The organism is Nocardia barduliensis (assembly GCF_013315795.1).
GTDB lineage: Bacteria > Actinomycetota > Actinomycetes > Mycobacteriales > Mycobacteriaceae > Nocardia > Nocardia barduliensis.
The window spans coordinates 16808-43666 of the sequence record NZ_JABLTE010000068.1 but is presented as its reverse complement, the minus strand read 5'-3'; the positions used below and the strand labels follow the sequence as shown (position 1 = coordinate 43666).

Here is a 26859-nt window from a genome sequence, read left to right as displayed (position 1 = left end):
CTGCGGGAGGGCGTTGCGCTGGGGCGGCGTACCCCCCGAGCTGTCCTGCACCGGCGGGGTGCTGTCGGGCCGGGGTTGCTGCCCCCAGGAGTCCGACCGCTGACCAGACGCGGACTCGTTCGATCCGGACGGCTGCGCCCAGGGGTCGTGCGGTTGTTGACCTGGCGTGGGGTTGTTCGGCGCGGACGGCTGTCCCCATGGGTCGTGTGGTTGCTGACCGGGCACGGGGTTGTTCGTCCCCGACGGCTGCGCCCAGGGGTCGTGTGATTGTTGACCGGGCGTGGGGTTGTTCGGCGCGGACGGCTGTCCCCAGGAGCCGTGCGGCTGCTGACCGGGCATGGGCTCGCTCGGCCCGGACTGGGGCGAGGGGTTGGCCTCGCTCTGCCGCTGGACGTCGTCGGTGTGCCCCTCCTGCTTGTCGCGACGCCAGCCCTTGCGGCGCTTCTCGGGGCGCGCGGCTTCCGGGCGGTCCGCTTCGGGGGACCGGTTCTTGAACCGGCCGCGCCTGCGGCTGGGGGATTCGTCGATGAGATCGTCGTGCGGGAGGTTCTGTACCGGCGCCTCGTAACCGCTCTGACCGACTTCGCTCTCGGACAGCCAGGGCGGCAGCATCGGCAGACCGTCGTTACTACGACTCACGACGTCCCCTCGCTGCCGCTCGGCTCCGTCGTGTTCGCACTGCCGCTCGGCTCGGTCCTGGTCCTGGGCGCTCTGCCGGTGACTCGCTCGCTACGCTTACTCACGGCCTCGCCTCCCTGCCGCTCGCCGAGGTCGTGACCAAGGGCGCCGCGCCGGTGCCTCGCTCGCTTCGCCGGCTCACGCATCCCCCTCGATCTGTTCGACCCAAATACCTGGACAGCGGCCAGTTTACGCGACAACCGCCCGCGGTCGTGGCGCAGGACGGGACCCCCGCCACGGGTGGGAAGGCGGCTGCGAAACCGCTGGCGACGCGGGTATACAGGGAGGCATTTTTGCCCGATCCGGTACGGATCGGTAAGCTGGAGCGGCGGTGCACCTACGCGCCGCCTGTTCGTGTGCGAGCGGCCCGCTCCGGCGGCCGGTCAGCCGAGCAGACCAGGCAAACCCAACCAGGTTGAGCGTAACCGGGATCGCGGAGGACATGGCGAAGAAAGACGGGGCCATCGAGGTCGAGGGTCGAGTTGTCGAGCCGCTGCCCAATGCGATGTTCCGGATCGAGCTCGAGAACGGGCACAAGGTTCTCGCGCACATCAGCGGGAAGATGCGGCAGCACTACATTCGCATCCTCCCCGAGGACCGGGTGGTCGTCGAGCTCTCGCCCTACGACCTGTCGCGCGGCCGGATCGTATACCGCTACAAGTGATCGTGCCCCGCACGATCGGGTCGGTTACGGACCCGGCAGTCCCGGTGTGAGCCGGGGCCGAGTCGAAAGACTCACTACAGAGCTTCCCCAGTCGCCGACTGGGGAAAAACTGTGTTCACACCCTTGTGAACCACAACAGATTGGACGGACGTGAAGGTTCAGCCGAGCGTCAAGAAGATCTGCGAGAAGTGCAAGGTGATCCGCCGTCACGGCCGGGTCATGGTGATCTGCGACAACCTGCGCCACAAGCAGCGCCAGGGCTGAGCGGAGGCGAGGGAGACCTCGCTTCACCTGCCCGAGGCTTGCCGAAGGCGCCGCTCGACGCTTCACCAGCCAAGCACCGAACCGCAGTTCGGATTGGCAAGAAGAACTCCCAGCACCAGCCGCACGCTGCGGATATCAGGGTTCGCCCTGGGCGTGTGCGCCTACCACCGGTTCGGAGGCCGGTGCCCCACCAAGACGAGGGGACGGACAGGGAGCAGACCTCCGCAACGATTAAGGAAACTGCCAGATGGCACGTCTCATGGGCGTCGATCTCCCGCGCGAGAAGCGCATGGAGATCGCACTGACCTACATTTTCGGCATTGGCCGTACCCGCTCCAAGGAGATCCTCGAGGCCACCGGCGTCAGCCCGGACCTGCGTTCGAAGGATCTCAGCGACGACGATCTGACGAAGCTGCGTGACTACATCGAGGCTTCGGAGTTCAAGGTCGAGGGTGACCTGCGCCGCGAGGTGCAGGCCGATATTCGCCGCAAGATCGAGATCGGCTGCTACCAGGGCCTGCGCCACCGTCGTGGCCTGCCCGTCCGTGGCCAGCGCACCAAGACCAACGCGCGCACCCGCAAGGGCCCGAAGCGCACCGTCGCCGGCAAGAAGAAGTAGGGATAACCGATGCCTCCGAAGAGTCGGGCCGCGGGCCCGAAGAAGACCCAGAAGTCGCGGCGCAGGGACAAGAAGAACGTCCCGCACGGCAACGCGCACATCAAGAGCACGTTCAACAACACGATCGTGTCGATCACCGACCCGAACGGCAACGTCATCTCCTGGGCGTCGTCGGGCCACGTCGGCTTCAAGGGCTCGCGCAAGTCGACCCCGTTCGCCGCGCAGCTCGCCGCCGAGAACGCCGCCCGCAAGGCGCAGGAACACGGCGTCAAGAAGGTCGACGTGTTCGTGAAGGGCCCCGGTTCGGGCCGCGAGACCGCGATCCGCTCGCTGCAGGCCGCCGGCCTCGAGGTGGGCACGATCTCCGATGTCACCCCGCAGCCGCACAACGGCTGCCGTCCGCCCAAGCGGCGTCGCGTCTAGCGGGAAAGGAATAGCGAACAATGGCTCGTTACACAGGCCCTATCACCCGCAAGTCGCGTCGTCTGCGCGTCGACCTGGTCGGAGGCGACCAGGCGTTCGAGCGGCGCCCCTACCCGCCCGGCCAGCACGGCCGCGCGCGGATCAAGGAGAGCGAGTACCTGCTCCAGCTGCAGGAGAAGCAGAAGGCCCGCTTCTCCTACGGCGTCATGGAGAAGCAGTTCCGCCGGTACTACGAAGAGGCCAACCGCCTCAAGGGCAAGACCGGTGACAACCTGCTGCGTCTGCTCGAGACCCGCCTGGACAACGTGGTGTACCGCGCCGGTCTGGCGCGTACCCGTCGGCAGGCCCGCCAGCTGGTCAGCCACGGCCACTTCCTGGTGAACAACAAGAAGGTGGACGTTCCCAGCTTCCAGGTCACCCAGTACGACATCATCGATGTCAAGGAGAAGTCGCTGGGCACCCTGCCGTTCCAGGTGGCGCGCGAGACCGTCGGCGACCGTCCGGTTCCGGGCTGGCTGCAGGTGATCCCGGGCCGGCTGCGGATCCTGGTCCACCAGTTGCCCGAGCGCGCCCAGATCGATGTGCCGCTGCAGGAACAGCTGATCGTCGAGTACTACTCGAAGTAACACGGCACACGTGCTGCTGGTGCGTGGTCGCTCCGCAAGGGCGGCCACGCACAACCCCTGAGACGAGGCGTCAAATAGCGGGCGCCCAAAAAGGAGGATGATCCTAATGCTGATCTCACAGCGTCCGACGCTGACCGAAGAGGTCGTCGCGGAGAACCGCTCGAAGTTCACCATCGAACCGCTCGAGCCGGGCTTCGGTTACACCCTCGGCAACTCGCTGCGGCGTACCCTGCTGTCCTCGATTCCGGGGGCGGCGGTCACGAGCATCCGCATCGACGGCGTCCTGCACGAGTTCACCACCGTTCCCGGCGTGAAGGAGGATGTCACCGACATCATCCTGAACCTCAAGGGCCTGGTCGTGTCCTCGGAGGAGGACGAGCCGGTCACGATGTACGTGCGCAAGCAGGGCCCGGGCACCGTCACCGCCGGTGACATCGTCCCGCCGAGCGGCGTCGTGGTGCACAACCCGGACATGCACATCGCGACCCTGAACGACAAGGGCAAGCTGGAGATCGAGCTCGTCGTCGAGCGCGGTCGCGGCTACGTCCCCGCCGTGCAGAACAAGGCCTCCGGTGCGGAAATCGGCCGGATCCCGGTGGATTCGATCTACTCGCCGGTGCTCAAGGTGACCTACAAGGTCGAGGCGACCCGCGTCGAGCAGCGCACCGACTTCGACCGGCTCATCCTGGACGTGGAGACCAAGAACTCCATCAGCGCGCGGGACGCGCTCGCTTCGGCGGGCAAGACCCTGGTCGAGCTCTTCGGCCTGGCCCGTGAGCTGAACGTCGAAGCCGAGGGCATCGAGATCGGCCCCTCGCCGGCCGAGGCGGATCACATCGCCTCGTTCGGTCTGCCGATCGAGGACCTGGACCTCACCGTCCGGTCCTACAACTGCCTCAAGCGCGAGGGTGTGCACACCGTGGGCGAGCTGGTCGCCCGCACCGAGTCGGATCTGCTGGACATTCGCAACTTCGGCCAGAAGTCCATCGACGAGGTCAAGGTCAAGCTGCACGCGCTCGGCCTCTCGCTCAAGGACAGCCCGGCGTCGTTCGATCCGTCCAGCGTGGTCGGCTACGACGCGAGCACCGGCACGTGGAGCGACAGCGGCACGTTCAGTGACACCGATGGCGGCGAGCAGGACTACGCCGAGACCGAACAGCTCTAGGCCGCCGGGGTAGGCACCCCGGCGTCGGCCTCGCACCCGCGGCGTGAGCGACGCGCCCGGAGGCGGTAGCGGAGCGTAACCACGCAGGGCGCCGGGAGCGCCGCGAAAAGACACAGGAGAACACCACAATGCCCAAGCCCAAGAAGGGTGCCCGCTTCGGCGGGTCGGCGTCGCACCAGAAGGCGATCTTCGCCAATCTGGCCACGGCGCTCTTCGAGCACGGCCGGATCACCACCACCGAGGCCAAGGCCAAGGCCGTGCGTCCCTACGCGGAGAAGCTGATCACCAAGGCGAAGGCCGGCACTCTGGCCGACCGTCGCGAGGTGCTGAAGGTGATCCGCAACAAGGACATCGTGCACGAACTGTTCGCGCAGATCGGGCCGTCGTTCGAGGGGCGCGAGGGTGGCTACACCCGCATCACCAAGACGCTGCCGCGCAAGGGTGACAACGCGCCGATGGCGATCATCGAGCTGGTCCGGGAGAAGACCGTGACCAACGAGGCCGATCGCGCCCGTCGGGTCGCCGCGTCGAAGAAGGCGGAGGAGGCTCCGGCCGCCGAGGTCGTCGAGGACAAGGCCGAAGCGGCCGACGCCGAGACCGAGGCCGAGGCTCCGGCTGCCGACGAGGCCGCCGAGGACAAGAAGGACGCCTGACGCGCAGCGTCGGAGTTCGCGTACGAGCCCGCCACCCGCACTGGGTCGGCGGGCTCGTTCGTTTCGACCAGAGGATCATGTGACCGTGGAGGAATCGGTGGGATCGAGTGCCGACCGGCCGCGCGAGGACGCGTCGGGAACCGGCGTGTCGCGGGTGCGGCTGGACATCGCCTACGACGGCACGGATTTCCTCGGCTGGGCGCGTCAGCCGGGTCTGCGCACCGTGCAAGGAGTGCTGGAGGACGCGCTGAGCAAGGTGTTCCGCGAGCCGATCCAGCTGACCGTGGCGGGTCGGACGGACGCTGGTGTCCACGCCGAGGCGCAGGTCGCGCATTTCGACACCATCGGCGAACTGGATGCGGGAAAACTGGTGCACCGGATGGCGCGTTTCCTGCCGAAGGACGTGCGCGTCAAGGACGCGCGCTTGGCCGCGCCCGAGTTCGACGCCCGGTTCTCCGCTGTCCGCCGCCACTACGCCTATCGGTTGACCACCGCGCCGTACGGGGCGGAGCCGCTGCAAGCCCGCAGCGTGGTCGCCTGCCGATCCGGCGTCGACGTCGAGGCCATGCGCGCGGCGTCGCGAAGACTGCTGGGATTGCACGATTTCGCCGCCTTCTGCCGCCGCAGGGAGGGCGCTACCACGGTGCGCGAGTTGCAGCGCTTCGACTGGGTGCGCGACGGCGATCTGCTGGTCGCCTACGTCAGCGCCGACGCGTTCTGCTGGTCGATGGTCCGCAGCCTGGTCGGCGCGGTTCTCGCGGTCGGCGAGGGGCGGCGCACCGCGGAATGGGTCGGCGAGTTGTTGCGGGAGACGGAGCGCTCCAGTTCGGTCACCGTCGCGCCCGCACACGGTCTGAGCCTGATCGGCGTCGACTATCCGGCCGAGGGGGAACTGGCCGCGCGCAACGCGCAGACGCGGGAGATGCGGTCGGTACCGGTCTCCGGCGCGGGTTGCTGCGGCGACTGAGCAGACTCCCGGGCTACCCGCACCGGGTGCGGAGTGCGGGTAGCGCGGCCGTCACTTCGACGACTTCGGGTATTGCTGCTGCGACTGGCCGGGCTGCTGGGTTTGTTCCTGCTGCGTCGGCGACAACGGTTCCGACGACCTCGATTGCGCTTCGATCGTCCTCGGTTCCTGGGATGCCCCGGAGATCTGGATGCGGCGCGGCATCGCGCGCTCCGCGATCGGGATCGTCACCGACAGCACGCCGTTGTTATAGGTGGCGCTGATGTTGTCGACGTCGACGTTCTCACCGAGTGACAGTTGGCGCATGAAGGTGCCCGCGAAGCGTTCGGAGGCGATCCACTGGACGCCTTCCTCACTGGGCACGGTGCGCTGCGCGCGCAGGGTGAGCGTGCCGTTGTCGACACTCACGTCGATCGAGCCGGGGTCGACACCGGGCAGGTCCGCGTTCAGGACGTAGTGATCACCCGCTTTGAACAGATCCATCGGCATGAATCGGGGTGCGCGAGCGGTTCCGGCGCTTTCACCGAGCAGTTGGCGGGTGACGGTGTCGATGTCATGGAATGGATCGAATCTGAGCACAGCGATCACCTCCCTCTCGCCAGCGGCTACGCCCGCCACGGCGGCGGACGCCGATAGCTGTGCAATCGCCACGGTAGCGCTCCTGGACCGGGAGGACACCGACCTGGCGGGACGAAGAAGTCGAATATCCGCCATGGAATAGCCGCCGGTGGGGCTGTGTTGGCTCGGGACATGGCATTCGACAGTCTCGGACGGTTCGGAGTGTGGCGGGCGTACAACGGGTTCAGCCCGGACGACGCGCGGGAATTGGAGCAGCTGGGCTACGGCGCGCTGTGGTTGGGGGCCTCGCCCCCAGCCGACCTCGCGGTGGTCGAACCATTGCTCGCGGCCACCGAAACGATCACCGTGGCCACCAGCATCGTGAACATCTGGGCGGCGCCTGCGAAGGAGACGGCCGACTCGTTCCATCGGATCGAGGCGCGCTTCCCCGGCCGGTTCCTGCTGGGCATCGGCGCCGGACATCCCGAGCACACGGGCGAGTACCGCAAGCCCTACGACGCGCTGGTCGAGTATCTCGACGACCTCGACGCCGCAGGTGTGCCCGCCGAGCGCCGCGCGGTGGCCGCGCTCGGCCCGCGCGTGCTGAAGCTGGCCGCCGAGCGGTCCCTCGGCGCGCTGCCCTACTTCGTCCCCGCCGCGCACACCGCGAAGGCTCGCGAGATCGTCGGCCCGGGCGCGCTGCTGGCGACCGAGCACAAGGTGGTGCTGACCGACGACGCCCGGACGGCGCACGCCGTCGCCGACGAGACCGTCGGGTTCTACCTCGGCCTGACCAACTACGTGTCCAACCTGCGCCGTTTCGGTTTCACCGACGCCGACCTCGCCGTCCCGCCCACCGACCGGCTGCTCGACGCCGTCATCGCGTACGGCACACCGGAGCGGATCGCTGCCCGGCTGGCCGAACACTTGGACGCGGGCGCGGGCCATGTCGCGGTGCAAGTGCTCGGCGACAACTACGTTCCGGCGCTGCGCACCCTCGCTCCGCTGCTGACCACGCGCCCCTGACTCGAGCGGGTTTCCTCCGGCCCCCGGCTACCGCCGGGGGCCGGAGCTGTTCGCGGTGATCGTCCTAAGGGACTGTTAGGAAGCGGCGAGAGCCGTTCCGCGTGCTTGTGACTGCCGACACACTGATCTGCGACGACGTGATGAGGCGTCGGAGAAGGAGATCATGTGACTACGACACAGCCCGTGAGCGAACGCCGGGTGGTCGCGAACGTTCTGCGCGGATCCATCGGCAACCTGGTCGAGTGGTACGACTGGTACGTCTACGCCGCGTTCAGCGTCTACTTCGCGAAGACGTTCTTTCCGGAGAACGATCCGACGGCGCAGCTGCTGTCCACCGCCGCCGTGTTCGCGGTCGGCTTCCTGATGCGCCCGATCGGCGGCTGGGCGCTGGGCCGGTACGCCGATCGGTTCGGCCGGCGCTCGGCGCTGACCCTGTCGGTGACCGTGATGGCGGCCGGTTCGCTGATGATCGCGCTGACGCCCGGTTATCAGACCATCGGTCTGGCCGCCCCGGCGCTGCTGCTGGTGGCCCGGTTGCTCCAAGGTCTGTCGGTCGGCGGTGAGTACGCCACCAGCGCGACGTATCTGTCCGAGGTGGCCTCGGCGGGCAAACGCGGGTTCTATTCGAGCTTCCAATACGTGACCCTGGTGGCCGGTCAGCTCGTCGCGCTGGGCGTGCAGATCGTGCTGCAGCAGTTCCTCGACGCCGACCAGATGAACGCCTGGGGCTGGCGGATTCCGTTCGTGATCGGTGCCACCGGTGCCCTGATCGTGATGTGGCTGCGGCGCGGCATGGACGAATCCGAGCAGTTCCGCGCCGAGTCCGGGCGTGCGCAGGAGCGCGACGCGAAAGGCGCGGCCGCCGGTGCGCCGCAGTCGCGCGGATCGCTGCGGATCCTGCTGCAATACCCCCGGGAATGCCTGTTGGTCGTGGGGCTGACGCTGGGCGGCACCGTCGCGTTCTACACCTACACGACCTACATGCAGAAGTTCATGATCAATACCGCAGGCATCTCCAAGTCCACTGTCGCCTGGATCAATTTCATCGCGCTGCTGGTCTTCGTGGTGTTGCAGCCGCTGGCGGGCGCGCTGTCGGACCGGGTTGGCCGTCGCAAGCTGCTGATCTTCTTCGGCGTGGCGGGCACCTTGCTGACCGTGCCCATCATGACGGTGCTCGCGCGCACCACCGATCCGGTCGCCGCGTGGGCTCTGATGATGGCGGCACTGGTGATCATCACGGGCTACACCTCGATCAACGCGATCGTGAAGGCCGAGCTCTTCCCGACGAAGATCCGCGCGCTCGGCGTCGGGCTGCCCTACGCCCTGACCGTCGCCCTCTTCGGCGGCACCGCGGAGACGATCGCGCTGGCGCTGAAGAAGGCGGGCCACGAGTCGCTGTACTTCTGGTACGTCGCCGGATGCATCGCGGTCTCGCTGGTCACCTACTACTTCATGCGGGAGACCTCGGCCTCGTCGACGATCGACGCGGACGAGCTCGCCGCGGTCGCCGATACCGGGACAGCCGAGCCACGGCCGATGGTCACCGTGCGTGAGCACTGACCGCCCGGCGCCCGCGCCGGTCCGTCCCCTGTGGGAGGATCGGCGCGTGCGGCTTGCGGTGGTCGAGGACGACGACGGCGTGGGAGACGCGCTGGTCGAGGCGCTCATCGCCCGCGGTTACCGCGCCGAACGCATGCGCCGCGGCGCTGATCTGCTGATCGCGCACCGCGACTACGACGCGGTGATCCTCGACCTCGGACTGCCCGACGGCGACGGTCTGCAGGTGTTGCGCAGACTGCGCGAGGTGAGTTCGGTCGCGGTGCTGATCCTCACCGCGCGCAGCGACGAGCGCTCGATCGTGCGCGGTCTGCGCGGCGGCGCCGACGACTATCTGGTGAAGCCGCCGCGGATCGCGGAGCTGGTCGCGCGGCTGGAGACGGTGACGAGGCGGGCAGCGGCCGCGGCGCAGCACGCGCCGTCGGTGGTCGTCACCGGGGACGTGCGGGTCGACCTGGGCGCCCGCGTGGTCGAGGTCGCCGGTGCGCCGGTGTCGCTGACACAGAAGGAGTTCGAGCTGGTCGAGGCGCTGGTGGAACGGCCGGGCGCGGCGGTGAGCCGCCAGCAGCTGATGGATCGCATCTGGGGTGACGCCTTCGTCGCGGTGTCGCGTTCGCTGGACGTGCACATGGCCGGTCTGCGGGCGAAGCTGAATCGGCCCGGCCTGATCACCACCATCCGCGGGTACGGATATCGGTGGGGACAGTGAGCACGGCCCTGCGGGCCGGAGGTGTGTCATGCGGCGTCGCTTGCTCGTCGCGCTGACGCTGTTCGCGGCCATCGCGGTGCTGGCTTTCGCGGTGCCGCTGTCGCAGACCATCGCGACCAACCGCACCCAGCAGCTGGTGCTCGCGCGTTCCGGGGACGCCGACCGCTTCGCCACTCTCGCCGACGACGCGGTCAACGCGGGGGACAGCCGCGCGCTGGCCGACGAGGTGCTGCGCTATCACGAGCTGTACGGCGAGAACGTGCTGGTGGTCGACGCGAGGGGCGCGACGGCGGTGAACGCGGGGGCAAACGTGAGCGATCCCGGCATCGCCGCCGCGGTGGTGGCCGCGCGGCGCAATCAACGCCCGCACGCGGTGGACAAGCTGACGCCGTGGGGCGCGCCGACCGTGCTGGTGGCGCGGCCGGTCGGCACCGGTGTGCAGGTTCAGGGAGCCGTGGTGATCGAGGCGTCGACGGCCCGCGCCCGTGGTGACATCGCGCGGGCCTGGGCGGTGATCGTGCTCGGTGGGGTGGCCGCGATGGCGCTGTTCATGCTGCTGGCGGTGACGCTGAGCCGCTGGGTGCTACGGCCCCTTGCGGCGCTGTCGCACGGTGTGGCGGAGTTGACCGCGACGCTGCCGAAGCCGCGGGCCGACACTGTCGCCCCGGTCTCGATCGCGGGCCGGTACGGCGGGCCGCCGGAGATGCGGGCGCTGGCGGAGTCCTTCGACGCGATGGCCGTGGCCGTCGCCGATTCGGCGGACGCGCAGCGCCAGCTGGTCGCCGACGCCGCGCACGCCATGCGCAACCCGCTGGCCGCCTTGACCATCCGGCTCGATTCCCTGGAACCCGCGATCCCGGCGAGTGCGGCGGGCACCTTTCGCAGTGCGGGGGCCGAGGTCGAGCGCCTGACCGCACTGCTCGACGGCCTGCTGAGCCTCGCCGTGGCCGAGACGCCCGCGGCGTTCGACCTCGCGCACACCGCCGCCGACGACAACCGATGCGATGCCGTGCAGGTGGTGGCCGATCGATTCGACGCCTGGTGCACGGCGTTCGGAGCGGCGGGGCAGCGATTGCGGGTGGCGCCCGCCGCCGAGCGCGCCGACGTGGCGGTCCCGGCCGACGTGCTCGCTCAGATGCTCGACGTACCGCTGAGCAACGCCACGCGTTACGCCGGGACGGGCGCGCACACCGACTTGGTCGTCGAGACCGAGCCGGGCTGGGTCACGGTGACCGTCCGCGACGACGGAGCGGGTGTCCGTCCCGACGAGATCGACAAGCTCACCACGCGTTTCTTCCGCGGCTCCGGGGCCGGGACCGGTGGCTCCGGGCTCGGCCTGCCGATCGCCGCGGCGCTGGCGCAGGCGCGCGGCGGCGCTCTCACGGTGGCGGCGGTGCGTCCGCGCGGTCTCGCGGTGGCTGTGCGACTACCTGCGGCGGAGACGAGATGACGGGTCGAGAATCGATCGTCCGACGCGGCGTCGGCCGTCGTGACTTCCTCGCACTGGCCGTCGCCGCTGGGGTCGCGGGCTGCGCTCCCAGCGGCCGGGGTGTGACGGTGCGACTCGCTTCCGGCGAGGTCGGAGGCTTCTACCACGCCTTCGCCGGATTGCTCGGCCTCGCCGCCGCGAACATCGGCGACGTGCGGATCGAGCGGATCACCACCTCCGGCTCACAGGACAACCTGCGGTTGCTCGCCCGCGGCGAGGTCGACGCCGCGCTGGCGCTCGCGGATTCGCTGCCGCACAGCACCGGCCGGGTGTCGGCGCTGGGCCGGGTCTACGAGAACTACCTGCAGCTGGTCGTGCGCGCGGACAGTCCGATCGGCTCTGTCGCGGATCTGCGCGGAACGCGGGTGAGCCTGGGTGCGCAAGGGTCGGGCGCGGCGCTGACCGGCGCCCGGATCCTGCGCGTCGCGGGCCTGGATCCGGCCGTCGACGTGGCGATCGCGCATCGCCCACTGGCGGAGGCGGTGGCCGCCCTCACCGTGGGCGAGGCGGACGCGCTGCTGTGGGCGGGCGGTGTGCCGACCGCGCGGCTCGCGGTGCCGAGCCGGATGCGGCTGGTGGACTTGGGGGAGCTGGCCGCGCCGATGCGGGAGTGGTTCGGCCCGGTGTACGACCGGGTCGCGATCCCCGCGGACGCCTATCCGGGCGGTGTCTCGGTGCACACCATCGGGGTGGCGAACCTATTGCTCGCGGCCGAGACCATGCCCGACGACGTGGCCGCCTCGATCGTCGAACTGCTGGTGTGGCACGCCGACGCACTGGTGCCCACCGAGGCGGCGGGCACCCAGTTCCTCGACGGCCGCTCGCTGATCAGCACCGGTTCGATCCCGCTGCACCCGGGAGCGGCCGCGGTCTACCGCCGCTGGCACGGGTAGCGCCGTCAGGATCGGACCAGGCGGGCGATGGCGTCGGTGGCTTCCTTGATCTTGGCTTCGGCCTCCGGGCCGCCCGCGACGGCCGCGTCCACCACACAGTGGCTGATGTGGTCCTCCAGCAGGCCCATCGCCACCGCTTGCAAGGCCTTGGTCATGGCGGACACCTGGGTGAGGATGTCGATGCAGTACTTCTCCTCCTCGACCATCCGCTGCAGACCGCGCGCTTGGCCCTCGATGCGGCGCAGCCGCTTGAGGTAGTCGTCCTTGGCGGTGATGTAGCCGTGCGTCGCGTGGTCGGCCGCCGTGTGGTCGTGGGGGGAATCCGCCACCGATGTCTCCTCGCTGCCTGCCGGTCCGGGAATCCGGATCAATACCCCCCTAGGGTACAGTGTCCTGCTCGCCTTGTCAGGTCGGTCGGCCCCCGCCTGCCGGGCGGAGCGACCGGCGACCAGCCCGAGCCGTCGGGTGGAAGCAGAGTAACGCCGATCCCGCCGCGCGAGCGAAGCCGCGGGACGAGACAATCGACGTATGAGTGCGCACCCCCGGCCCGCGCTCGCCGTCATCGGCGGCAGCGGCTTCTACGATTTCTTCGACAACGAGGCGACCACCGTCGAGGTGGAGACGCCCTACGGCGCCCCGAGTGCGGGCATCGCGGTCGGAGAGGTGGAGGGCAGGCCGGTGGCGTTCCTGCCACGGCACGGCAAGAACCACGAATTCGCGCCGCACACCCTGCCCTACCGCGCCAATCTGTGGGCCTTGCGCTCGCTGGGCGTGCGCCGGATCTTCGCACCCTGCGCGGTCGGCAGCCTGCGTGCGGACTGGGGCCCCGGCACGGTCGCGGTGCCGGATCAGCTGGTCGACCGGACCTCCGGCCGACCGCAGACCTACTTCGACGGCGGCGGCATCCACGTGTCCTTCGCCGACCCGTACTGCGAAGAACTGCGCGCCGCCGCGATCAAGGCCGAGTCCGACGAGCTGCGCATGATGCACGCGGCCACCATGGTCGTGGTCGAGGGCCCGCGCTTCTCCACCCGTGCCGAGAGCCGGTGGTTCGCCGCGCAGGGCTGGGAACTGGTGAACATGACCGGCCATCCGGAGGCGGTGCTCGCCCGCGAACTCGAAATGTGCTACGCCGCGGTGGCTCTGGTCACCGATCTGGACGCGGGGCTGGAAGAAGGCGAGGGCGTGCACGCCGTCGACGTCTTCGCCGAGTTCAAACGCAACCTCGCCCCGTTCAAAGAGCTCGTCCGCCGGGCGGTGGCCGCGGTGGACAGCACCGAAACCTGCGACCGGTGCCGCGTCCACGCGGGCGTGTCGTTACCGTTCGAACTGCCCTGAGTCCGATGCGGGCGCTGGTCACCGGCGCGGCCGGATTCCTCGGCGGGCACCTGTCACGGGCGCCGGCCGCCGCGGGGCACCAAGTGGCCGGGGCGGACCTGCTGCTCCGTCATCAGGACGGCCGCGTCTGATCGGTCAGCTCGGCGTCGGCGCGAACGCCGCCGCGTGAGCGGTCGCCCACTGCTCGAAGGTGCGCGGCGCTCGCCCGGTCACCTGCTCGACGGTCGGATACAGCGTCGCCTCGTCCAGCTTCCCCTCGACGAAGAAGTCGAGGAACGCATCGACGTACTCGCGCGGCATGGCGGCGGCGAGTTCGGCTTCGGTCTCGGCGTCGCTCAGCTCGTGCGCCACCAGCGGCCGGTTCAGCACCGCGGCGAGCACCGCGACCTGCTCCGCCGGACGCAGCGCCTGCGGGCCGGTGAGTTCGAGCGCCTGCCCCGCCAGCTCGTCACCGGTGAGCGCGGCGGCCGCGACCGCCGCGATATCGGCGGGGTCGATCACGCCCGCCCGGATATCGGGGAACTGCACGCGGACCACGTCACCCGCGGCGAGCTGCGGCAGCCAGCGCAGCGCGTTCGACATGAACTGCCGCGGCCGCAGCAGCGTCCAGCTCGACTCGGAGGCGCGCACCGCGTCCTCGGACAGTGCCATGTAACGGGACACGGCGTTGCCCATGTCGCGCAGCGCGGCCGAACCACCGGAGAGCAGGACTACCCGGCGCACCCCGGCCTTGTGCGCACGGTCCAGCAGATCCGGCATGTCGTCGTAACCAGAGAGCAAGAACAGGCCGTCCACACCGTCGAGTGCGTCGACCAGCGTTTCCGGGCGGTTGAGATCGCCGGTCACGGCCTCAGCGCCGGTCGGGAGCGCGGCCTTGGCGGGGTCGCGCACCAACGCGCGCACCGGCTCGCCCGCCTCGCTCAGCGTCCGCACCAATTCCGCGCCGACATTCCCGGTGGCGCCGGTTACCAGAATCATTTCTACTCCGTGTTGGTTTTTCCAGCGCCTGCGGCGCTGGGTGTTCGCGGCCCCTGTATGGCTCGCGTTTGCGCGGCCGCCGCTTGCTCCTTCGTCGCTTGCGCGGCGGCCGCGCAAACGCGAGCCGGGCCGCGAACGGGCAATGCTCGGTCTCGCTTCGCTCGGAAGACGGGGTGGGGCTGGTGCTGGTTGCTTGTGGGAGGTACACGCGGCCTGTGGTGTTCACCCGTTCAGTTGGGGGGTTCCTGGGGCGTTTATGACGCTGGCTCGGGGGGTGTGGGGTGGTGGCGCGGTGTCGCGAACGGGTGGTGGTTTCTGTCGGCCATAGGGTATCCGGTGTCTTTGAGACCAGGTATTTGTCAGTGTCGGGAAGTGTTGCGCTGGAGTGGTTTCGAGTTTGTCGATGTCGGGCGGTGTGGAGCGTAGGTGTGGATTGCCCTCCCCTGCCGCTCTGCGTGGAAGCTGCCGAACACCCGGTCATGGGTCACCAGCCACACGACGCTGTCCGCCACCCGCCACCACGATCACCCTGGCGGGCCGCCAGCTCGACGTTGGTCACCCGATCCTCGTCGACTCGAACCATCGGGTGCTCATATCCACCGGCGGTGGGCGTCGGAGCGTGTCGACACATCGCGGTGCGGTGCGGTCGACCGGTATTCGCATGGCTCCGCGTGCGGCGGTGCCCGATTGGGGACAGGTCCCGAGTTAGGCTCTCGCGGTGGATACCCCGTTGCGGCTCGAGGTGATCGTGGCCAGTGTGCGGCCGGAGCGGTTCGCGCCGGTGGTCGCGGACTGGTTCCTGCGTACGGTGCGCGCTCGGCCCGAATTCGACACGGGGGTCATCGATCTCGCGCACACCCCGTTGCCGGTCGAGCTCACCGAGAACGAGCACACCGCGGCCTATCGTGCGCGATTGCGGGACGCCGACGCGTTCGTCGTCGTCACCTCCGAGTACAACCACGGCTATCCGGCGTCGCTGAAGACCGCGTTCGACACGGCGAAACACGAGTGGCGCGCGAAACCCATCGGTTTCGTCTCCTACGGGGGCCTGTCCGGGGGCTTGCGGGCGGTGGAGCAACTGCGCCAAGTCGTCGCCGAGATCCACATGGTGTCGGTCCGCGAGACGGTCAGCTTTCACCAGGCCAAGAAGCGTTTCGACGAGGCGGGTAACACCAGCGACGGCGCCGCCATCGATGCGACGGAACGAATGCTGCGCCAAGTCGACTGGTGGGGACGCACTTTGCGAGCCGCGCGGGCCGCGGAGCCGTACCCCGGCTAGTCGCTAGTGGGTCGCCACCGGGCGGCGGCCGCGCGGCTGGCCGATGTAGGTGGCCTCGCTGGGGATCGACACCAGCGTCAGATCGACCTGCGCCGTGCCGGTGCGCAGCACCACGTGGTTGCCGATCGCGCCCGGTTGATGGATGGCCAGATCGGGACGGCTGGCGGGCCAGCCCATCGGATCGCCCGTGACGTAGATCGTGGTGACGCCCGCGTGCGGAGCCGGTGCGAGCACCCCGTCCACCACCGTGGCAGTGAATCCGGCGTCGGACTGGTGGGTTTCGACCGCGATGGTCAGTCGCTCCGGATTTCCGATCGTGGTGACCAGGTTCTCCCATGCCCGCGCCCGGTCGGTGCGGATGAGGATCCGCTCGCCGACCGCGAGCGCGCGGAACACCAACTGCTGCGCCAGGTACAACTCGCCCGCGACGTACACCGTCGAGATGCCCGCACCGACGATGCGGACCGCGACGCCGTTGCCTTCGTCGTCCGATCCGATCAGCTGTCCGCAGCCGGATGAGGGCAGGTGCAGGTCGTCGACCACGTCGATCAGGTGCTCGATCATCGGGACCGTGTCGTCCACACCGGGCACCGCGATGGGCAGGTGAGCCAGCAGCCCGTCGCGGTGGCGGCCGTTCATCGAGATCATGCCCGGCAGCTCGGAGCGTTCCGGCAGTTCCCGCGCGGTCAGCCGCCACGCGGCGCCGATGCTCACCGAGTCGGCCGAACTGCCGGGGCGCAGGCGCACCGCTACGGTGGTGCCCCGGGACGGGGCGACCCACAGTTGGGCGAGCAGATCCGAGTCGAGCCGCTTGGGGTCCACGGCGCTGCCGACGTTCACGCTGTTGCCGATTTCGGCGTAGCGCCAGCGGTGTTCGAGAGCGCGGGGGTCGTAGCCGCTGGTGATCTGCAGGACCGCCTTGCGGATCTCGGGCGCCGTGAGGATGCGGGCGTTGCAGTCGGCGTCCTCGAGCGTGCGCATGATCCGCTGGGTGGCGATGGTGACCGCCCGTGACGCGCCTTCCGCTCCGCCGCCGCGGCGGGCGGTGGCCTCCGGGCAGGCCACCGCGTCGAAGCTGATCGCCAGCCACACCGTGCGGTGCGCGGTGGCGGGCAGCGGGCCGAGCAGCGATTCGTAGATCGCGCCCGCGGGCGTGCCGGAACGGCTGCGGTGCCCGTGGCTGATGATGTCGATGCCGCTGAGCAGGATGTCGTGCTGGTTGAGGCAGTTCGCCAGTTCCGCCAGCGGAAGCAGGTGCGAGGCGTGCACCGTGGTGCGAGCGATCCTGGTCAGTCCGCCGGGCGGGGGCAGCACCTCGACCACCGTCACCACACGGCTGCCGTCCCAGTACAGGCCGAGCGAACGTCCGTCCGTGCCGCGGAAGTCGACGGTGTCGCCGAGCTCGTAGTCCCGATGCGTGAAGTAGCGCCACCACGTGGCGACCCAGTCCAGGAGGGTGCGTTTGGCGACGGGAATCAGCGGGATCAGCGCGACGACCACCGCCACGCCGAACGCGGGAAGTCCGGGCAGACCTGCCACCAGCGCGACCACTGCGGCAATCAGCCCGATGATCTGCGCGACCAACAAGTTCTGCATCGAGATGCGCCCGAGCAGCGGTCGTGGTGCCGCGCCGACCGGTTCCGCCATCGTCGTCCCCCAAGTACCCGATATCGGCCGATTCCCTGCGGCCGAACTGAACAAGAGTCCCCGGGAACTGTACTGCGTTCGGCGATCGTGAGCACTGTTCGGGGGAGAAGCGCGTCGGGGCGCGCGGGAGGAAACCGACCTCCGGCACAGGACTCGCCACGTTGGCCGGGTGAATGGCTGCCGCTTTCCGCTCCGGCGGATCGAGCACGCCTGATGCGCCGGACGTGTGAATGCCGAAACAACCAGTTCGAACGGAAAGAGCGCGTCCCAAATTGGTCGGCGGTAATGCTTCCGGTACCGTCCGAGTCGGCGAGAGGGAGTCTCGCCGCAGATAGGGAGGGATTCGAAAATGAAGCGCACTGCGTACAACTTGGCGATCGGTATCACCGTCGCGATCGTGGCCGGTACTATTGCCGCCTCGACCGCCGCCGCCACTGCCCAACCGATGCGTACCAAGCACGGCATGACCTACAAGGAATGCATGACGACGGGCAAGGATAGCTTCCGGCGGATGTACAACAAGGAAGCGGTCTGCGTGGAAGACGGCTACGGGTACTACAAATTGCAGCCCGCGCACGGACAGTAGCCCGCGGTTCGACGCGTTCCATGGTCAACGGCGCACGGTGCCGTTGACCATGGTTCATCGATAGTCGTTCACGAATCTTCGGTGTGGACGCCGAATCTCCGCCGGATTGGGAATGAAGCGAGGAGCCCCAAGACGAGCAGTGAGGTAACCGCACCACTTCCGATCAGCGCGACATCGCGTGCGCGATTATTCGGCGGCGGTGTCGGCGCGGGTATCGGAAGCTGAATACTCTTGGCCGGAGAAGGTCGCTTGGGTGGCAATGTACCGCTTACCTCTGCGGTCAGCGCTTGCACTGGATCGACAGCGCCGTAACCGATAGCGGGATTCCACCCCTCCGCCGGGGCGTGGGCGGTGGCCTGAATGCGTTTGATGACTTCCAGCGCGCTCAACTCCGGGAAACGCGCTCGCACAAGGGCGGCTACACCGGAAACCAACGGGGTGGCAAAACTGGTGCCCTGGATCGGCCCGAGCTTTCCCTGTTGATTGACGCTGCCGACTTGGACCGCGGTTCCTTTGCTGTTCGCATCGTTGAACAGTGGATCGAGCGAGGTGATGTTCTCGCCGGGCGCCGCCACGCCCAGCCATGGTCCCGGCACGGTGAACGTCGACGGCTGCCCGTTCGCGTTGATGGAACCGACAGCCAGCACGTAATCGTCGTAGCGAGCAGGTGACACGTTCAGATCCACCTTGCTCCATGGGTCCGCGGCGGGGTCGAGAGGATCGATGACCGCGTTGCTGCCGTTACAGCCGTCGGTGCTGTTGGCGGCGTTGTTGCCCGCCGCCACCACGATGACGACATCCTTCTCGATCGCGGCGTATCGAACCGCCGCGCCCAGATCGGTGTCCTCGAAGGGCTCGGAACTCGACTTGCAGGCGACCTCGGAAATATTGATGACGGTGGCGCCCATGTCCGCCGCGCGACGGATCGCCGATGCCATCGTGCGAGTGGTGCCGTAGCCCTGGGGCAGCGCGTCGGGCCCCTTGTCCCGGTTCGCGCCCTCCTTCTGATACAGCCTGCTGGTCTGGCGGATGGTGAGTATCTGCGCCTCCGGCGCGACCCCCGAGAAGCCCTGACCGTCGACCTCCGTCGCCGCTATCAGCCCCGCGACCAACGTTCCGTGCGCATCGCAGTCCTCGGTTCCGTCGCTGTTGCTGACATAGTCACCGCCCGCGATCAGCCCCGGCAGTCGTGGGTGCCGGGCGACGCCGGTGTCGATCACGGCCACGAGTTGGCCCGCGCCACGGGAGAATCGCCAAGCGTGTTCCAGGTTGAGTGCGCGCTGCGCCTCCGGGGTGGTCGGCCCGTCGCCACCGGACCCGGTGCTGACGCACGGGGTGTTCGACGCACGCTCGGTCTTGTCCGGCGGAGCGGCCGGATCGCCGGGCGGCGGTGGCGTGTTCGGGTTCACGGTCGGTTTCTCCGCGTGCGCGTGCGGGATCGCGGCGGTGGCGCCGAACCCGACGGACATGCTGAGCGCGAGAACGCACGCGGCCGCTCCCGTTCGAACCACACGGAAACGCGCGCCGCCAACGGGATTCGGGTTCATCGAGCCCAGCTCACAAGCCGCGGACGAGCGAATAGAGATTCGCCACCCAGAAGACCAGTGGTAGGACGGCGGCGACGAACGTGTACTCGAGCAGTTCGACACCGCGGCGCATCGGTGGGGTGGCCGACTGGTTCGGGATGATGATGCCGAGGATCAGTGCCGCGACCAAGGCGACCATCGCCGCGCCGAACACGGCCAGCGGCTGGTGCATCGCGAAACCGGCGCCCACCAGCATGACCAGCACGATCGCCGCGCCACCCGCGATGAGCACGACGGCCTGCTCCGCACCGGCGTAGGTGCGGCTGCGGAACATCAGCACCGCGGCGCAGACCAGCGCGAGCGCGATGCCCGGCCAGTACGGGTCGGCGGCCTCCGGGTCGGTGGCCGCGAGCGCGCCGACGGCGGTGACCAGCGTGGTCGCCGCGACCAGACCGGCCAGGTACATGCGGGCGCGTTCGGACTTCACCCGCAGCACCTCCATGGTCGGCAGCGCGCGGTGATCGTCCGGATCGTCCTCGGTCGGGTCGATCGGGGTGCCCGGCGAGGGAACGGGCGGCAGGGGGAGTTTCGCCAGCAGCATGGATATCCGCGGGGCCAGGGAGAGCCCGGCGAGCCCGAGCGCCGCGGCGCCCGCGCCGATCGCGCGCTCCGGCTGGCCGGTGAGCAGGCCGACCAGCGCAGCGGGCACCGCGTACGCGGCGAGCGTGGCCACGCCGATGAACAGCGCGAGACCGACGCCGGTGACCCGCCAGGCCAGGACCGCCGTCGCACCCGCCAGGACCGACCCGAGCAGGACGTGCGCCCAGCCGTAATGGTCGGGAACGAAGAGCATGCCCGCGCTGAACGCGGCGGGCAGCGCGCAGCCGCCGAGCACCAGTGCGGTGCCGGTGTCGCCGTACATCCGGCTCAGCACCATCGCCGTGACGACGAGCAGGATCGCGACAACGAGCGCGATCGAACCGCCGACGCCGATCGGCAGCGACCCGGGGGACAGCAGCAGACCGAGGCAGCCGACGATCATAGTGATCGCCGCCAGCACCGAGCCGGTGATCCGCGCGACCCGCGGGGTCCAGCTGCGGTAGTGGTCGGTGTCGGCGATCGCGACGTTGTACATGATGTCGTCGAACAGCGGCGTCGGCGCGGTGTGCGAAGCGCTTTCCAGCATCAGCAGTTCACCGTCGCGGACGCCGTGCTCGCCGAGGCTGAGCGAGTTGGAGAACGGCGGATGGCCGATCCGGGCGAGCACCCATTCCGCGGGCTCGTAGCGCTCGCCCTCGTTGTCGAAGTCGTTGGTGCGACTGTGCTGGGCGACCATGTCGACCACGCTGGGAATGACCAGCGCGACCGGCACGTCGACCGGTATGGCCATGTCGACCTGGGTGTGCTTGGCCAGAATCGTCACCCGGGCGAGATCGGGAGCGCGGACGATCCCGCGCGAGGATTCTTCGTCGATGTGGTCAAGTCGCGCGTGCGTCAAGCTTCCCCCAACTCGGTCTTCTACCTCGTGATTCCGCAGCCTCGCCGACCGAGCGCGAGCTTGCGAACGCAGGGTCCGGGCACCAGAATGCAGGTCGAACTGTACGACATGTCGGCTGTGACCTCTACACTGAGGCCGGATCACAGCTGGCCGAAGGGGGATTCTCGTCGATGAGCACTGTCCGCTTCCAGCGCCGTGCGCGCCGCGAGATGCCCCGAACGCCCGGTGGCGAGGTGACGCTACAGCCCCCGCCCGAAATCCCCCGGGTCACACCGGGAAACCTGGTCATGAAGCTCATGCCGGTCGTGATGGTGATCGGCATGGTCGGCATGATGGCCCTGCTGTTCACCCAGGGCGGCGGCATCGCCTCCAATCCGATGACCATGATGTTCCCGCTCATGATGCTGTTCTCCATGGTGGGCATGTTTGCGGGCCAGGGTGGCGGCAAGGGACAGAAGGCCGCCGAGGCCAACGAGGACCGCAAAGACTACCTGCGTTACCTCGACCAGGTTCGCAAGGACGTCAACGAGACCGCGGCCCAGCAGCGCGCTTCCGTCGAGTGGAGCCATCCGGAGCCCGGCCTGGTCTGGATGCTCGCCGGCACCAGCCGCATGTGGGAACGCCGCGCGGGGGACAAGGACTTCTGCCACGCCCGCATCGGTCTGGGCGGCCAGCGCCTGGCCACCAGGCTGGTCGCCCCCGAGACCGGCCCGGTCGAGGAGCTCGAGCCGATCGCCGCGGTCTCGCTGCGCCGCTTCGTGCGCGCCCACTCGACCGTGCCCGACCTGCCGACCGCCGTCGCGGTCAAAGGCTTCGCCACCATCGCGCTGGACGGCGATCGCGCGCAAGCTCGGGACATGACCCGCGCGATGCTGGTGCAGCTGTGCATGTTCCAGGCGCCGGACCAGGTGCTCGTCGCGGTCGTCTGCGGCCCGGACACCGCCCCGGAATGGGAGTGGACCAAGTGGCTCCCGCACACCCAGCACCCCGACGCGCAGGACGGCATCGGCACCCAGCGCATGTTCTACGGCTCGATCCGCGAGGCCATGACCGGGCTGCACCCGTTGCTGGGCAACCGGGTCCGGTACTCGCGCAACCAGCCCGCCAACGCGAACATGGTGCACATCGTCTTCGTGGTGGACGGCGGCCTGCTCGAGGCCGAGGACGATCAACTGCGCGAATCCGGGTACGAGGGCGTCACCATCATCGATCTGTGCGGCTACGCGCCGCGCCTTGCGGTGTCCCGCGGTATCAAGATGATCGTCGAGAACGGCGAGTGCGTCGGCCGCGGCGCGACCGGCAATCAGGAGCGCTTCGCGCTCATCGACCGGATCAGCCCCGAGCAGGCGCAGCAGGTGGCGCGCAGGCTCGCGCCGTACCGCGCGGCCACCCAGCGCAGCAGCGACGTGGAAACCGATGACTCCGACGTGATCTCGTCCTGGGCCCAGTTGATGGGTCTGGGTGATATCGGCGCCTTCAACCCGGAGCACGCCTGGCGGCCGCGCTACGGACGGGAACGCCTGCGCGTCCCGTTCGGTGTCGGCGCCGACGGCCTTCCGGTGGAACTGGATATCAAAGAGGCCGCCGAGAACGGCATGGGCCCGCACGGTCTCTGCATCGGCGCCACCGGTTCCGGTAAGTCGGAGTTCCTGCGCACCTTGGTGCTCAGCCTGCTGGCCACCCACTCGCCCGACCAGCTGAACCTGGTGCTGGTCGACTTCAAGGGCGGCGCGACCTTTCTCGGCCTGGACGGGGTGCCGCACGTCGCGGCCGTCATCACGAACCTGGAGGAGGAGGCCGACCTCGTCGACCGCATGAAGGACGCGCTGGCCGGTGAGATGAACCGCCGCCAGGAAGTGCTGCGTGCCGCGGGCAACTTCGCCAACGTCTCGGAATACGAGAAGGCCAGGGCCGCGGGCGCCGACCTCGACCCGCTGCCCGCGCTGTTCGTGGTGCTCGACGAGTTCTCCGAACTGCTCACCCAGCACCCGGATTTCGCGGAGCTGTTCGTCATGATCGGCCGCCTCGGCCGCTCGCTGCACGTGCATCTGCTGCTCGCCTCGCAGCGGCTGGAGGAAGGCAAGCTCAAGGGCCTGGAGAGCCACCTGTCCTATCGGATCGGTCTGAAGACGTTCTCCGCCAACGAATCTCGCCAGGTGCTCGGTGTGCCGGACGCCTACAACCTGCCGAACAATCCCGGTGGCGGCTACCTGAAAGCGGATTCCGGCGAGATTCAGCGCTTCCAAGCTTCCTATGTCTCCGGTCCGTACGTCGGCGGGGGCTCGCAGCGCGACATCATCGTGGCCACGCAGTCCGGTGAGATCGACGTCAAGGCACGGCCGTTCACCGCGACCCACGTGGACTTCCGTGCCGCGGACCGGGTTCCGCTGCCACCCGAACCGAACCTGGAGCAGGAACACCAGGACGAGGACGGCGAGCAGCTGTCCAACCTGAACATGCTGGTCTCCCGGATCCGCGGCCACGGCCGCCCGGCGCACGAGATCTGGTTGCCGCCGCTGGACGAGGCGCCCACGCTCGACCAGCTCCTGCCGCGCTCCCTGCTCACCGGCGAGTACTCCGCGGTGTCCACGCTGCGTGCCCCGATCGGCATCGTCGACCGGCCCTACGACCAGCGTCGCGACCCGATGATCGTCGACCTGTCCGGCGCCAGGGGCAATGTCGCGATCGTCGGCGGCCCGCAGTCCGGCAAGTCGACCGCGCTGCGCACCCTCATCATGGCGATGTCGTTGACGCACACCGCCGAACAGGTGCAGTTCTACTGCCTCGATTTCGGTGGCGGCACGCTGGCCAGCCTCCAGGGCTTGCCGCACGTCGGCTCGGTCGCCAGCCGGTTGGACGAGGACCAGGTCCGCCGCACCATCGCCGAGATGACCACCATCGTCCGTCAGCGCGAGGCTCGCTTCCGCCAGCTCGGCATCGAATCGATGACGGATTTCCGCAGGTTGCGCGCGATGGACCCGGCCGCGAGCCCGGGTGCCGCCGGGGCGCACGAGGATCCGTTCGGTGACGTGTTCCTGGTGATCGACGGCTTCAGCTCGATCCGCCAGGACTTCGAGATGCTCGAGCAGACCATCATGAACCTCGCGGTGCAGGGCCTGTCCTACGGCGTGCACGTGGTCATCGCGCTGAATCGCTGGGCGGAGGCGCGGCCCGCGCTCAAGGATCAGATCGGCACCAGGATCGAACTGCGACTGGGTGATCCGATGGACTCCGATCTCGGTCGCAAGTTCGCCTCGCTGGTTCCGCAGGGACGGCCGGGGCGCGGCATGACGCCCGAGTGCCTGCACATGCTGACCGGCCTGCCCCGCATCGACGGCAGCTCCGACCCCACCGACCTCAGCCAGGCCGTCGCGGGCGCGGTCGCCACCATCGCGAGGCTGACGCCGGGCCGGCACGCGCCGCAGGTCCGCATGCTGCCCGAGCAGCTTTCCCGGGAGCAACTGCTGTACCTGGCCGGCGACTGGCCCGCACAGGTCGACCCGAACACGAAGTGCCTGCGCATCCCGTTCGGCATCAACGAGTCCGAACTGGCTCCCGTGCACATCGACTTCGCGGAGAGCCCGCACTTCATCATCATCGGCGACACCGAATCGGGAAAGACGACGCTGCTGCGATCGCTGATCGAGGGCATCGCCGCGTCCAACACCCCCGACCAGGCCCGCTTCATCCTCGGCGACTACCGGCGCAGCATGCTCGGCCTGGTCCCCGAGGGCTACCTCGCCGGCTACGGTTCCACGGCGCCCCAGTTCACCCAGAACATGAACGACCTGGCCGCCTACGTCAGCAAGCGCACCCCGGGGCCCGACGTCACCCCGCAGCAGTTGCGGGAACGTTCCTGGTGGAGCGGACCGGAACTGTACGTCATCATCGACGATTACGACCTGGTCGCCACCTCCGCGGGGAATCCGGTCCAAGCGCTGCTCGAACACTTGCCCCACGCCCGCGATCTCGGCTTCCACGTGATCATCGCCCGGCGTTCGGGTGGTGCGAGCAGGGCGATGTTCGAGGCGACGTTGGCCAGGATGCGGGATCTGGGTTCCGCGGGCCTGATCCTGAGCTGCAGTAAGGACGAAGGCGTCCTGATGGGCACCAAGCGACCGAGCCCGATGCCGCCGGGCCGCGGCACCTACGTCACCCGTAACACCGAGGGCCTGGTGCAGACGGCGTGGATGCCGTCGCCCTGATGTCCGAGGTCGAGCTCGTCGTCACCGAAGCGCGTATCTGGGCACGGGGCGCCGATACGCACTGGGACGTGCCGCCCTCGGTCGTCCTGGGCAGCAACGGCTTCGATCTCGTGGTGGGCCAGCCGCTGAATCCGCGGACGCAGGTCGGCTCGGTGGTCCAGTTCGCGCCCGCCGATGCCATTGCCTTGCCGCCTCGTACGCCCTCGGTGGTGGACGCGACGGCGGCGGTGTTCGCGAAGGTCCTGGAGAATCTTCGCGTCCCGGCCCCGTGCGCCCGGATCACCCTGATCTGCCCCAGCGAATGGGGTGGCGACCGTCGCGGGGTGCTGGAACAGGCTGCGCGCCGGTGCGCGTCGAAGGTCACGTTCGAGCACATCGCGGTGCGCTCGGTGGCGTCGGATGAGGGCACCAGCCACAGCCGACGCACGCTGGTGTTGGAGTTCGGCCTGCTGACCACCACGGCGTCCACCGTCATCCGGAGCCATCGCGGCGTGCATGTCGAATCCTGCGAACACGAGCCCACCCTCGCGCTCGACGAAATCAGCGCGGATACACCAGGCTTCGCGAGTCTGTGTGCGCTCGTGGCTCGACTGCTCGACGGCGGCCCGATCGACCTTGCCCAGGTGGTCGGCATCACCGACGCCGCGAAAGTCGACTTGCTCCATACCGCGATCGCGCAAGCGGCGGGCACTGCCGTCGAGCTGCGTCCCGTCGCAGGCGCCGATCTCGTCCGGGGCCGCAGGCTCGAACCGGGCGGTTCACCAGAGGCCGCGCCCGCGCCCACCGAATGGATGCGACCGCTCCGGGAACGCGCCGCGGCGCAGCGGAAGCCGCGCTATCGCACGGCCGGTTTCGCGGCCGCCGCGATCGCGGCAGTGGTGGCCGTCGCTCTGGTAGTCGTCGGCGTGGTGGTCTCGTCGGGGCGTCGAGACGATGGGGCGACCGCGACACCGAGCACCGAGGCGGCACCGACCGGTGTCGTTCCGCCGCCGGTCGGCACCTCGGCTGATGCGGCGCCGGAAACATTCGGCCGGATACGATTTCGGATCCCGCCGGGCTGGCGCGTTGCGCCGTCGCCGGAGAGCGGACGTGCCCGTGTCGATCTGGTGCCCGAAGCCGGTGCTCGGCAGCGGATCACGGTGATGCAGACGCCGGTGGCGGCGGGTTCTGGTTACGAGCAGGTCGCCGCGAAGCTGGAGGCACAGATGGCGCAGCGCCCGCCAGGAGTGCTGACCGACCTGGAACGTGACGTGGTGTTCGGCGGCCGTTCCGGCCTGGCCTACTCGGAGCGTCCCGGGGACGGATCAACCGTCCGGTGGCATGTTCTGCTCGAGTACGGCGTTCAGGTCAGCATCGGTTGTCAGTATGCGGGGGACGGGTGGGCCCAGTTGGAAACCCCGTGCGCGAATTTCGGAGATTCGGTCCGCGTCGTCCCGTGACCGGTCCTGCGGCGCGGGAGCAGAACAGGTGACGGCACGCGGTCGAGCGTTGGACGATTCGAGCCCCCGGCA

Annotated in this window: 24 protein-coding genes and 2 pseudogenes; 19 read left to right on the top strand and 7 right to left on the bottom strand. The window is 69.0% G+C overall.

What is annotated here, in order from left to right:
- Nucleotides 1-639, bottom strand: a pseudogene (locus tag HOV91_RS25680) (hypothetical protein); the annotation flags it as partial.
- Nucleotides 640-1120: 481 nt separating this feature from the next.
- On the opposite strand from HOV91_RS25680, the gene infA reads away from it, so the two are divergent.
- The 8 genes from infA (at nucleotide 1121) to truA (ending at nucleotide 6059) form a co-directional block, all read left to right on the top strand.
- Entirely contained in the window at nucleotides 1121-1342 is a 222-nt protein-coding gene (gene infA / locus HOV91_RS25675; RefSeq protein ID WP_003418601.1) for a translation initiation factor IF-1, read from the top strand.
- A gap of 150 nt (nucleotides 1343-1492) precedes the next feature.
- On the top strand, nucleotides 1493-1606 hold the full coding sequence (gene rpmJ / locus HOV91_RS25670; RefSeq protein WP_011207363.1) for a 50S ribosomal protein L36: 114 nt from the start codon (nucleotides 1493-1495) through the stop codon (nucleotides 1604-1606).
- Between the two features lie 247 nt (nucleotides 1607-1853).
- Nucleotides 1854-2225: a 30S ribosomal protein S13 gene (gene rpsM / locus HOV91_RS25665; RefSeq protein WP_039795645.1), complete on the top strand. Its 372-nt coding sequence runs from the start codon at nucleotides 1854-1856 to the stop codon at nucleotides 2223-2225.
- Nucleotides 2226-2234: 9 nt separating this feature from the next.
- A complete protein-coding gene (gene rpsK / locus HOV91_RS25660; protein WP_039795647.1) occupies nucleotides 2235-2648 on the top strand; it encodes a 30S ribosomal protein S11 in 414 nt (137 codons plus the stop codon).
- Between the two features lie 20 nt (nucleotides 2649-2668).
- Complete coding sequence (gene rpsD / locus HOV91_RS25655) at nucleotides 2669-3274, top strand: 30S ribosomal protein S4 (protein ID WP_043719990.1); 606 nt, start codon at nucleotides 2669-2671, stop codon at nucleotides 3272-3274.
- 106 nt (nucleotides 3275-3380) lie between these two features.
- A complete protein-coding gene (locus HOV91_RS25650) occupies nucleotides 3381-4439 on the top strand; it encodes a DNA-directed RNA polymerase subunit alpha (protein ID WP_039796155.1) in 1059 nt (352 codons plus the stop codon).
- Nucleotides 4440-4567: 128 nt separating this feature from the next.
- Nucleotides 4568-5092, top strand: coding sequence for a 50S ribosomal protein L17 (rplQ, locus tag HOV91_RS25645; RefSeq protein WP_174187963.1), 525 nt, complete (start codon nucleotides 4568-4570; stop codon nucleotides 5090-5092).
- Between the two features lie 97 nt (nucleotides 5093-5189).
- Nucleotides 5190-6059 (top strand): tRNA pseudouridine(38-40) synthase TruA, encoded by an 870-nt coding sequence (truA, locus tag HOV91_RS25640; RefSeq protein ID WP_174187965.1) that lies wholly within the window; start codon nucleotides 5190-5192, stop codon nucleotides 6057-6059.
- 147 nt (nucleotides 6060-6206) lie between these two features.
- On the opposite strand, the pseudogene HOV91_RS40045 reads toward truA, so the two are convergent.
- Nucleotides 6207-6638: pseudogene (locus HOV91_RS40045) on the bottom strand (Hsp20/alpha crystallin family protein); the annotation flags it as partial.
- Between the two features lie 171 nt (nucleotides 6639-6809).
- Here HOV91_RS40045 and HOV91_RS25630 point away from each other — a divergent pair.
- From HOV91_RS25630 to HOV91_RS25610, 5 genes are all read left to right on the top strand, one after another.
- Nucleotides 6810-7643 (top strand): LLM class F420-dependent oxidoreductase, encoded by an 834-nt coding sequence (locus HOV91_RS25630; RefSeq protein ID WP_174187962.1) that lies wholly within the window; start codon nucleotides 6810-6812, stop codon nucleotides 7641-7643.
- A 165-nt stretch (nucleotides 7644-7808) separates the two neighbouring features.
- Nucleotides 7809-9203 carry an MFS transporter gene (locus HOV91_RS25625; protein WP_174187961.1) on the top strand — a complete coding sequence of 465 codons (1395 nt, stop codon included), beginning with the start codon at nucleotides 7809-7811 and terminating at the stop codon, nucleotides 9201-9203.
- A gap of 46 nt (nucleotides 9204-9249) precedes the next feature.
- Entirely contained in the window at nucleotides 9250-9909 is a 660-nt protein-coding gene (locus HOV91_RS25620; protein WP_174187964.1) for a response regulator transcription factor, read from the top strand.
- Nucleotides 9910-9937: 28 nt separating this feature from the next.
- Nucleotides 9938-11359: a sensor histidine kinase gene (locus HOV91_RS25615; protein ID WP_174187960.1), complete on the top strand. Its 1422-nt coding sequence runs from the start codon at nucleotides 9938-9940 to the stop codon at nucleotides 11357-11359.
- Nucleotides 11356-12291: a TAXI family TRAP transporter solute-binding subunit gene (locus tag HOV91_RS25610; protein WP_174187959.1), complete on the top strand. Its 936-nt coding sequence runs from the start codon at nucleotides 11356-11358 to the stop codon at nucleotides 12289-12291. Before HOV91_RS25615 ends, HOV91_RS25610 begins: the two co-directional genes overlap by 4 nt.
- Before the next feature lie 5 nt (nucleotides 12292-12296).
- Here HOV91_RS25610 and HOV91_RS25605 read toward each other — a convergent pair whose 3' ends face one another.
- On the bottom strand, nucleotides 12297-12620 hold the full coding sequence (locus HOV91_RS25605) for a metal-sensitive transcriptional regulator (protein WP_043720007.1): 324 nt from the start codon (nucleotides 12618-12620) through the stop codon (nucleotides 12297-12299).
- A 199-nt stretch (nucleotides 12621-12819) separates the two neighbouring features.
- Between HOV91_RS25605 and HOV91_RS25600 the strand changes: the two genes are divergently transcribed.
- On the top strand, nucleotides 12820-13629 hold the full coding sequence (locus HOV91_RS25600; RefSeq protein WP_174187958.1) for an S-methyl-5'-thioadenosine phosphorylase: 810 nt from the start codon (nucleotides 12820-12822) through the stop codon (nucleotides 13627-13629).
- 5 nt (nucleotides 13630-13634) lie between these two features.
- A complete protein-coding gene (locus tag HOV91_RS40550) occupies nucleotides 13635-13760 on the top strand; it encodes an NAD-dependent epimerase/dehydratase family protein (RefSeq protein ID WP_281370946.1) in 126 nt (41 codons plus the stop codon).
- A 4-nt stretch (nucleotides 13761-13764) separates the two neighbouring features.
- On the opposite strand, the gene HOV91_RS25595 is transcribed toward HOV91_RS40550, so the two are convergent.
- Entirely contained in the window at nucleotides 13765-14607 is an 843-nt protein-coding gene (locus HOV91_RS25595; RefSeq protein WP_174187957.1) for an NAD(P)H-binding protein, read from the bottom strand.
- A gap of 718 nt (nucleotides 14608-15325) precedes the next feature.
- Here HOV91_RS25595 and HOV91_RS25590 point away from each other — a divergent pair.
- Nucleotides 15326-15886: an NADPH-dependent FMN reductase gene (locus tag HOV91_RS25590; protein ID WP_174187956.1), complete on the top strand. Its 561-nt coding sequence runs from the start codon at nucleotides 15326-15328 to the stop codon at nucleotides 15884-15886.
- A gap of 3 nt (nucleotides 15887-15889) precedes the next feature.
- On the opposite strand, the gene eccE is transcribed toward HOV91_RS25590, so the two are convergent.
- On the bottom strand, nucleotides 15890-17533 hold the full coding sequence (gene eccE, locus HOV91_RS25585) for a type VII secretion protein EccE (RefSeq protein ID WP_174187955.1): 1644 nt from the start codon (nucleotides 17531-17533) through the stop codon (nucleotides 15890-15892).
- Between the two features lie 349 nt (nucleotides 17534-17882).
- Between eccE and HOV91_RS25580 the strand changes: the two genes are divergently transcribed.
- On the top strand, nucleotides 17883-18119 hold the full coding sequence (locus tag HOV91_RS25580; RefSeq protein WP_174187954.1) for a hypothetical protein: 237 nt from the start codon (nucleotides 17883-17885) through the stop codon (nucleotides 18117-18119).
- Nucleotides 18120-18187: 68 nt separating this feature from the next.
- On the opposite strand, the gene mycP is transcribed toward HOV91_RS25580, so the two are convergent.
- Entirely contained in the window at nucleotides 18188-19588 is a 1401-nt protein-coding gene (gene mycP, locus HOV91_RS25575) for a type VII secretion-associated serine protease mycosin (protein ID WP_246350809.1), read from the bottom strand.
- Nucleotides 19589-19676: 88 nt separating this feature from the next.
- The gene (eccD, locus tag HOV91_RS25570) at nucleotides 19677-21143 is read right to left on the bottom strand and encodes a type VII secretion integral membrane protein EccD (RefSeq protein ID WP_174187952.1); all 1467 of its coding nucleotides are present in this window, start codon (nucleotides 21141-21143) and stop codon (nucleotides 19677-19679) included.
- A 170-nt stretch (nucleotides 21144-21313) separates the two neighbouring features.
- On the opposite strand from eccD, the gene eccCa reads away from it, so the two are divergent.
- Together eccCa and HOV91_RS25560 are read left to right on the top strand one after the other, a co-directional pair.
- Entirely contained in the window at nucleotides 21314-25348 is a 4035-nt protein-coding gene (gene eccCa, locus HOV91_RS25565; protein WP_174187951.1) for a type VII secretion protein EccCa, read from the top strand.
- Nucleotides 25348-26787: a type VII secretion-associated protein gene (locus HOV91_RS25560; RefSeq protein ID WP_174187950.1), complete on the top strand. Its 1440-nt coding sequence runs from the start codon at nucleotides 25348-25350 to the stop codon at nucleotides 26785-26787. The genes eccCa and HOV91_RS25560 overlap by 1 nt, the downstream gene beginning before the upstream one ends.
- Nucleotides 26788-26859: the final 72 nt, after the last annotated feature.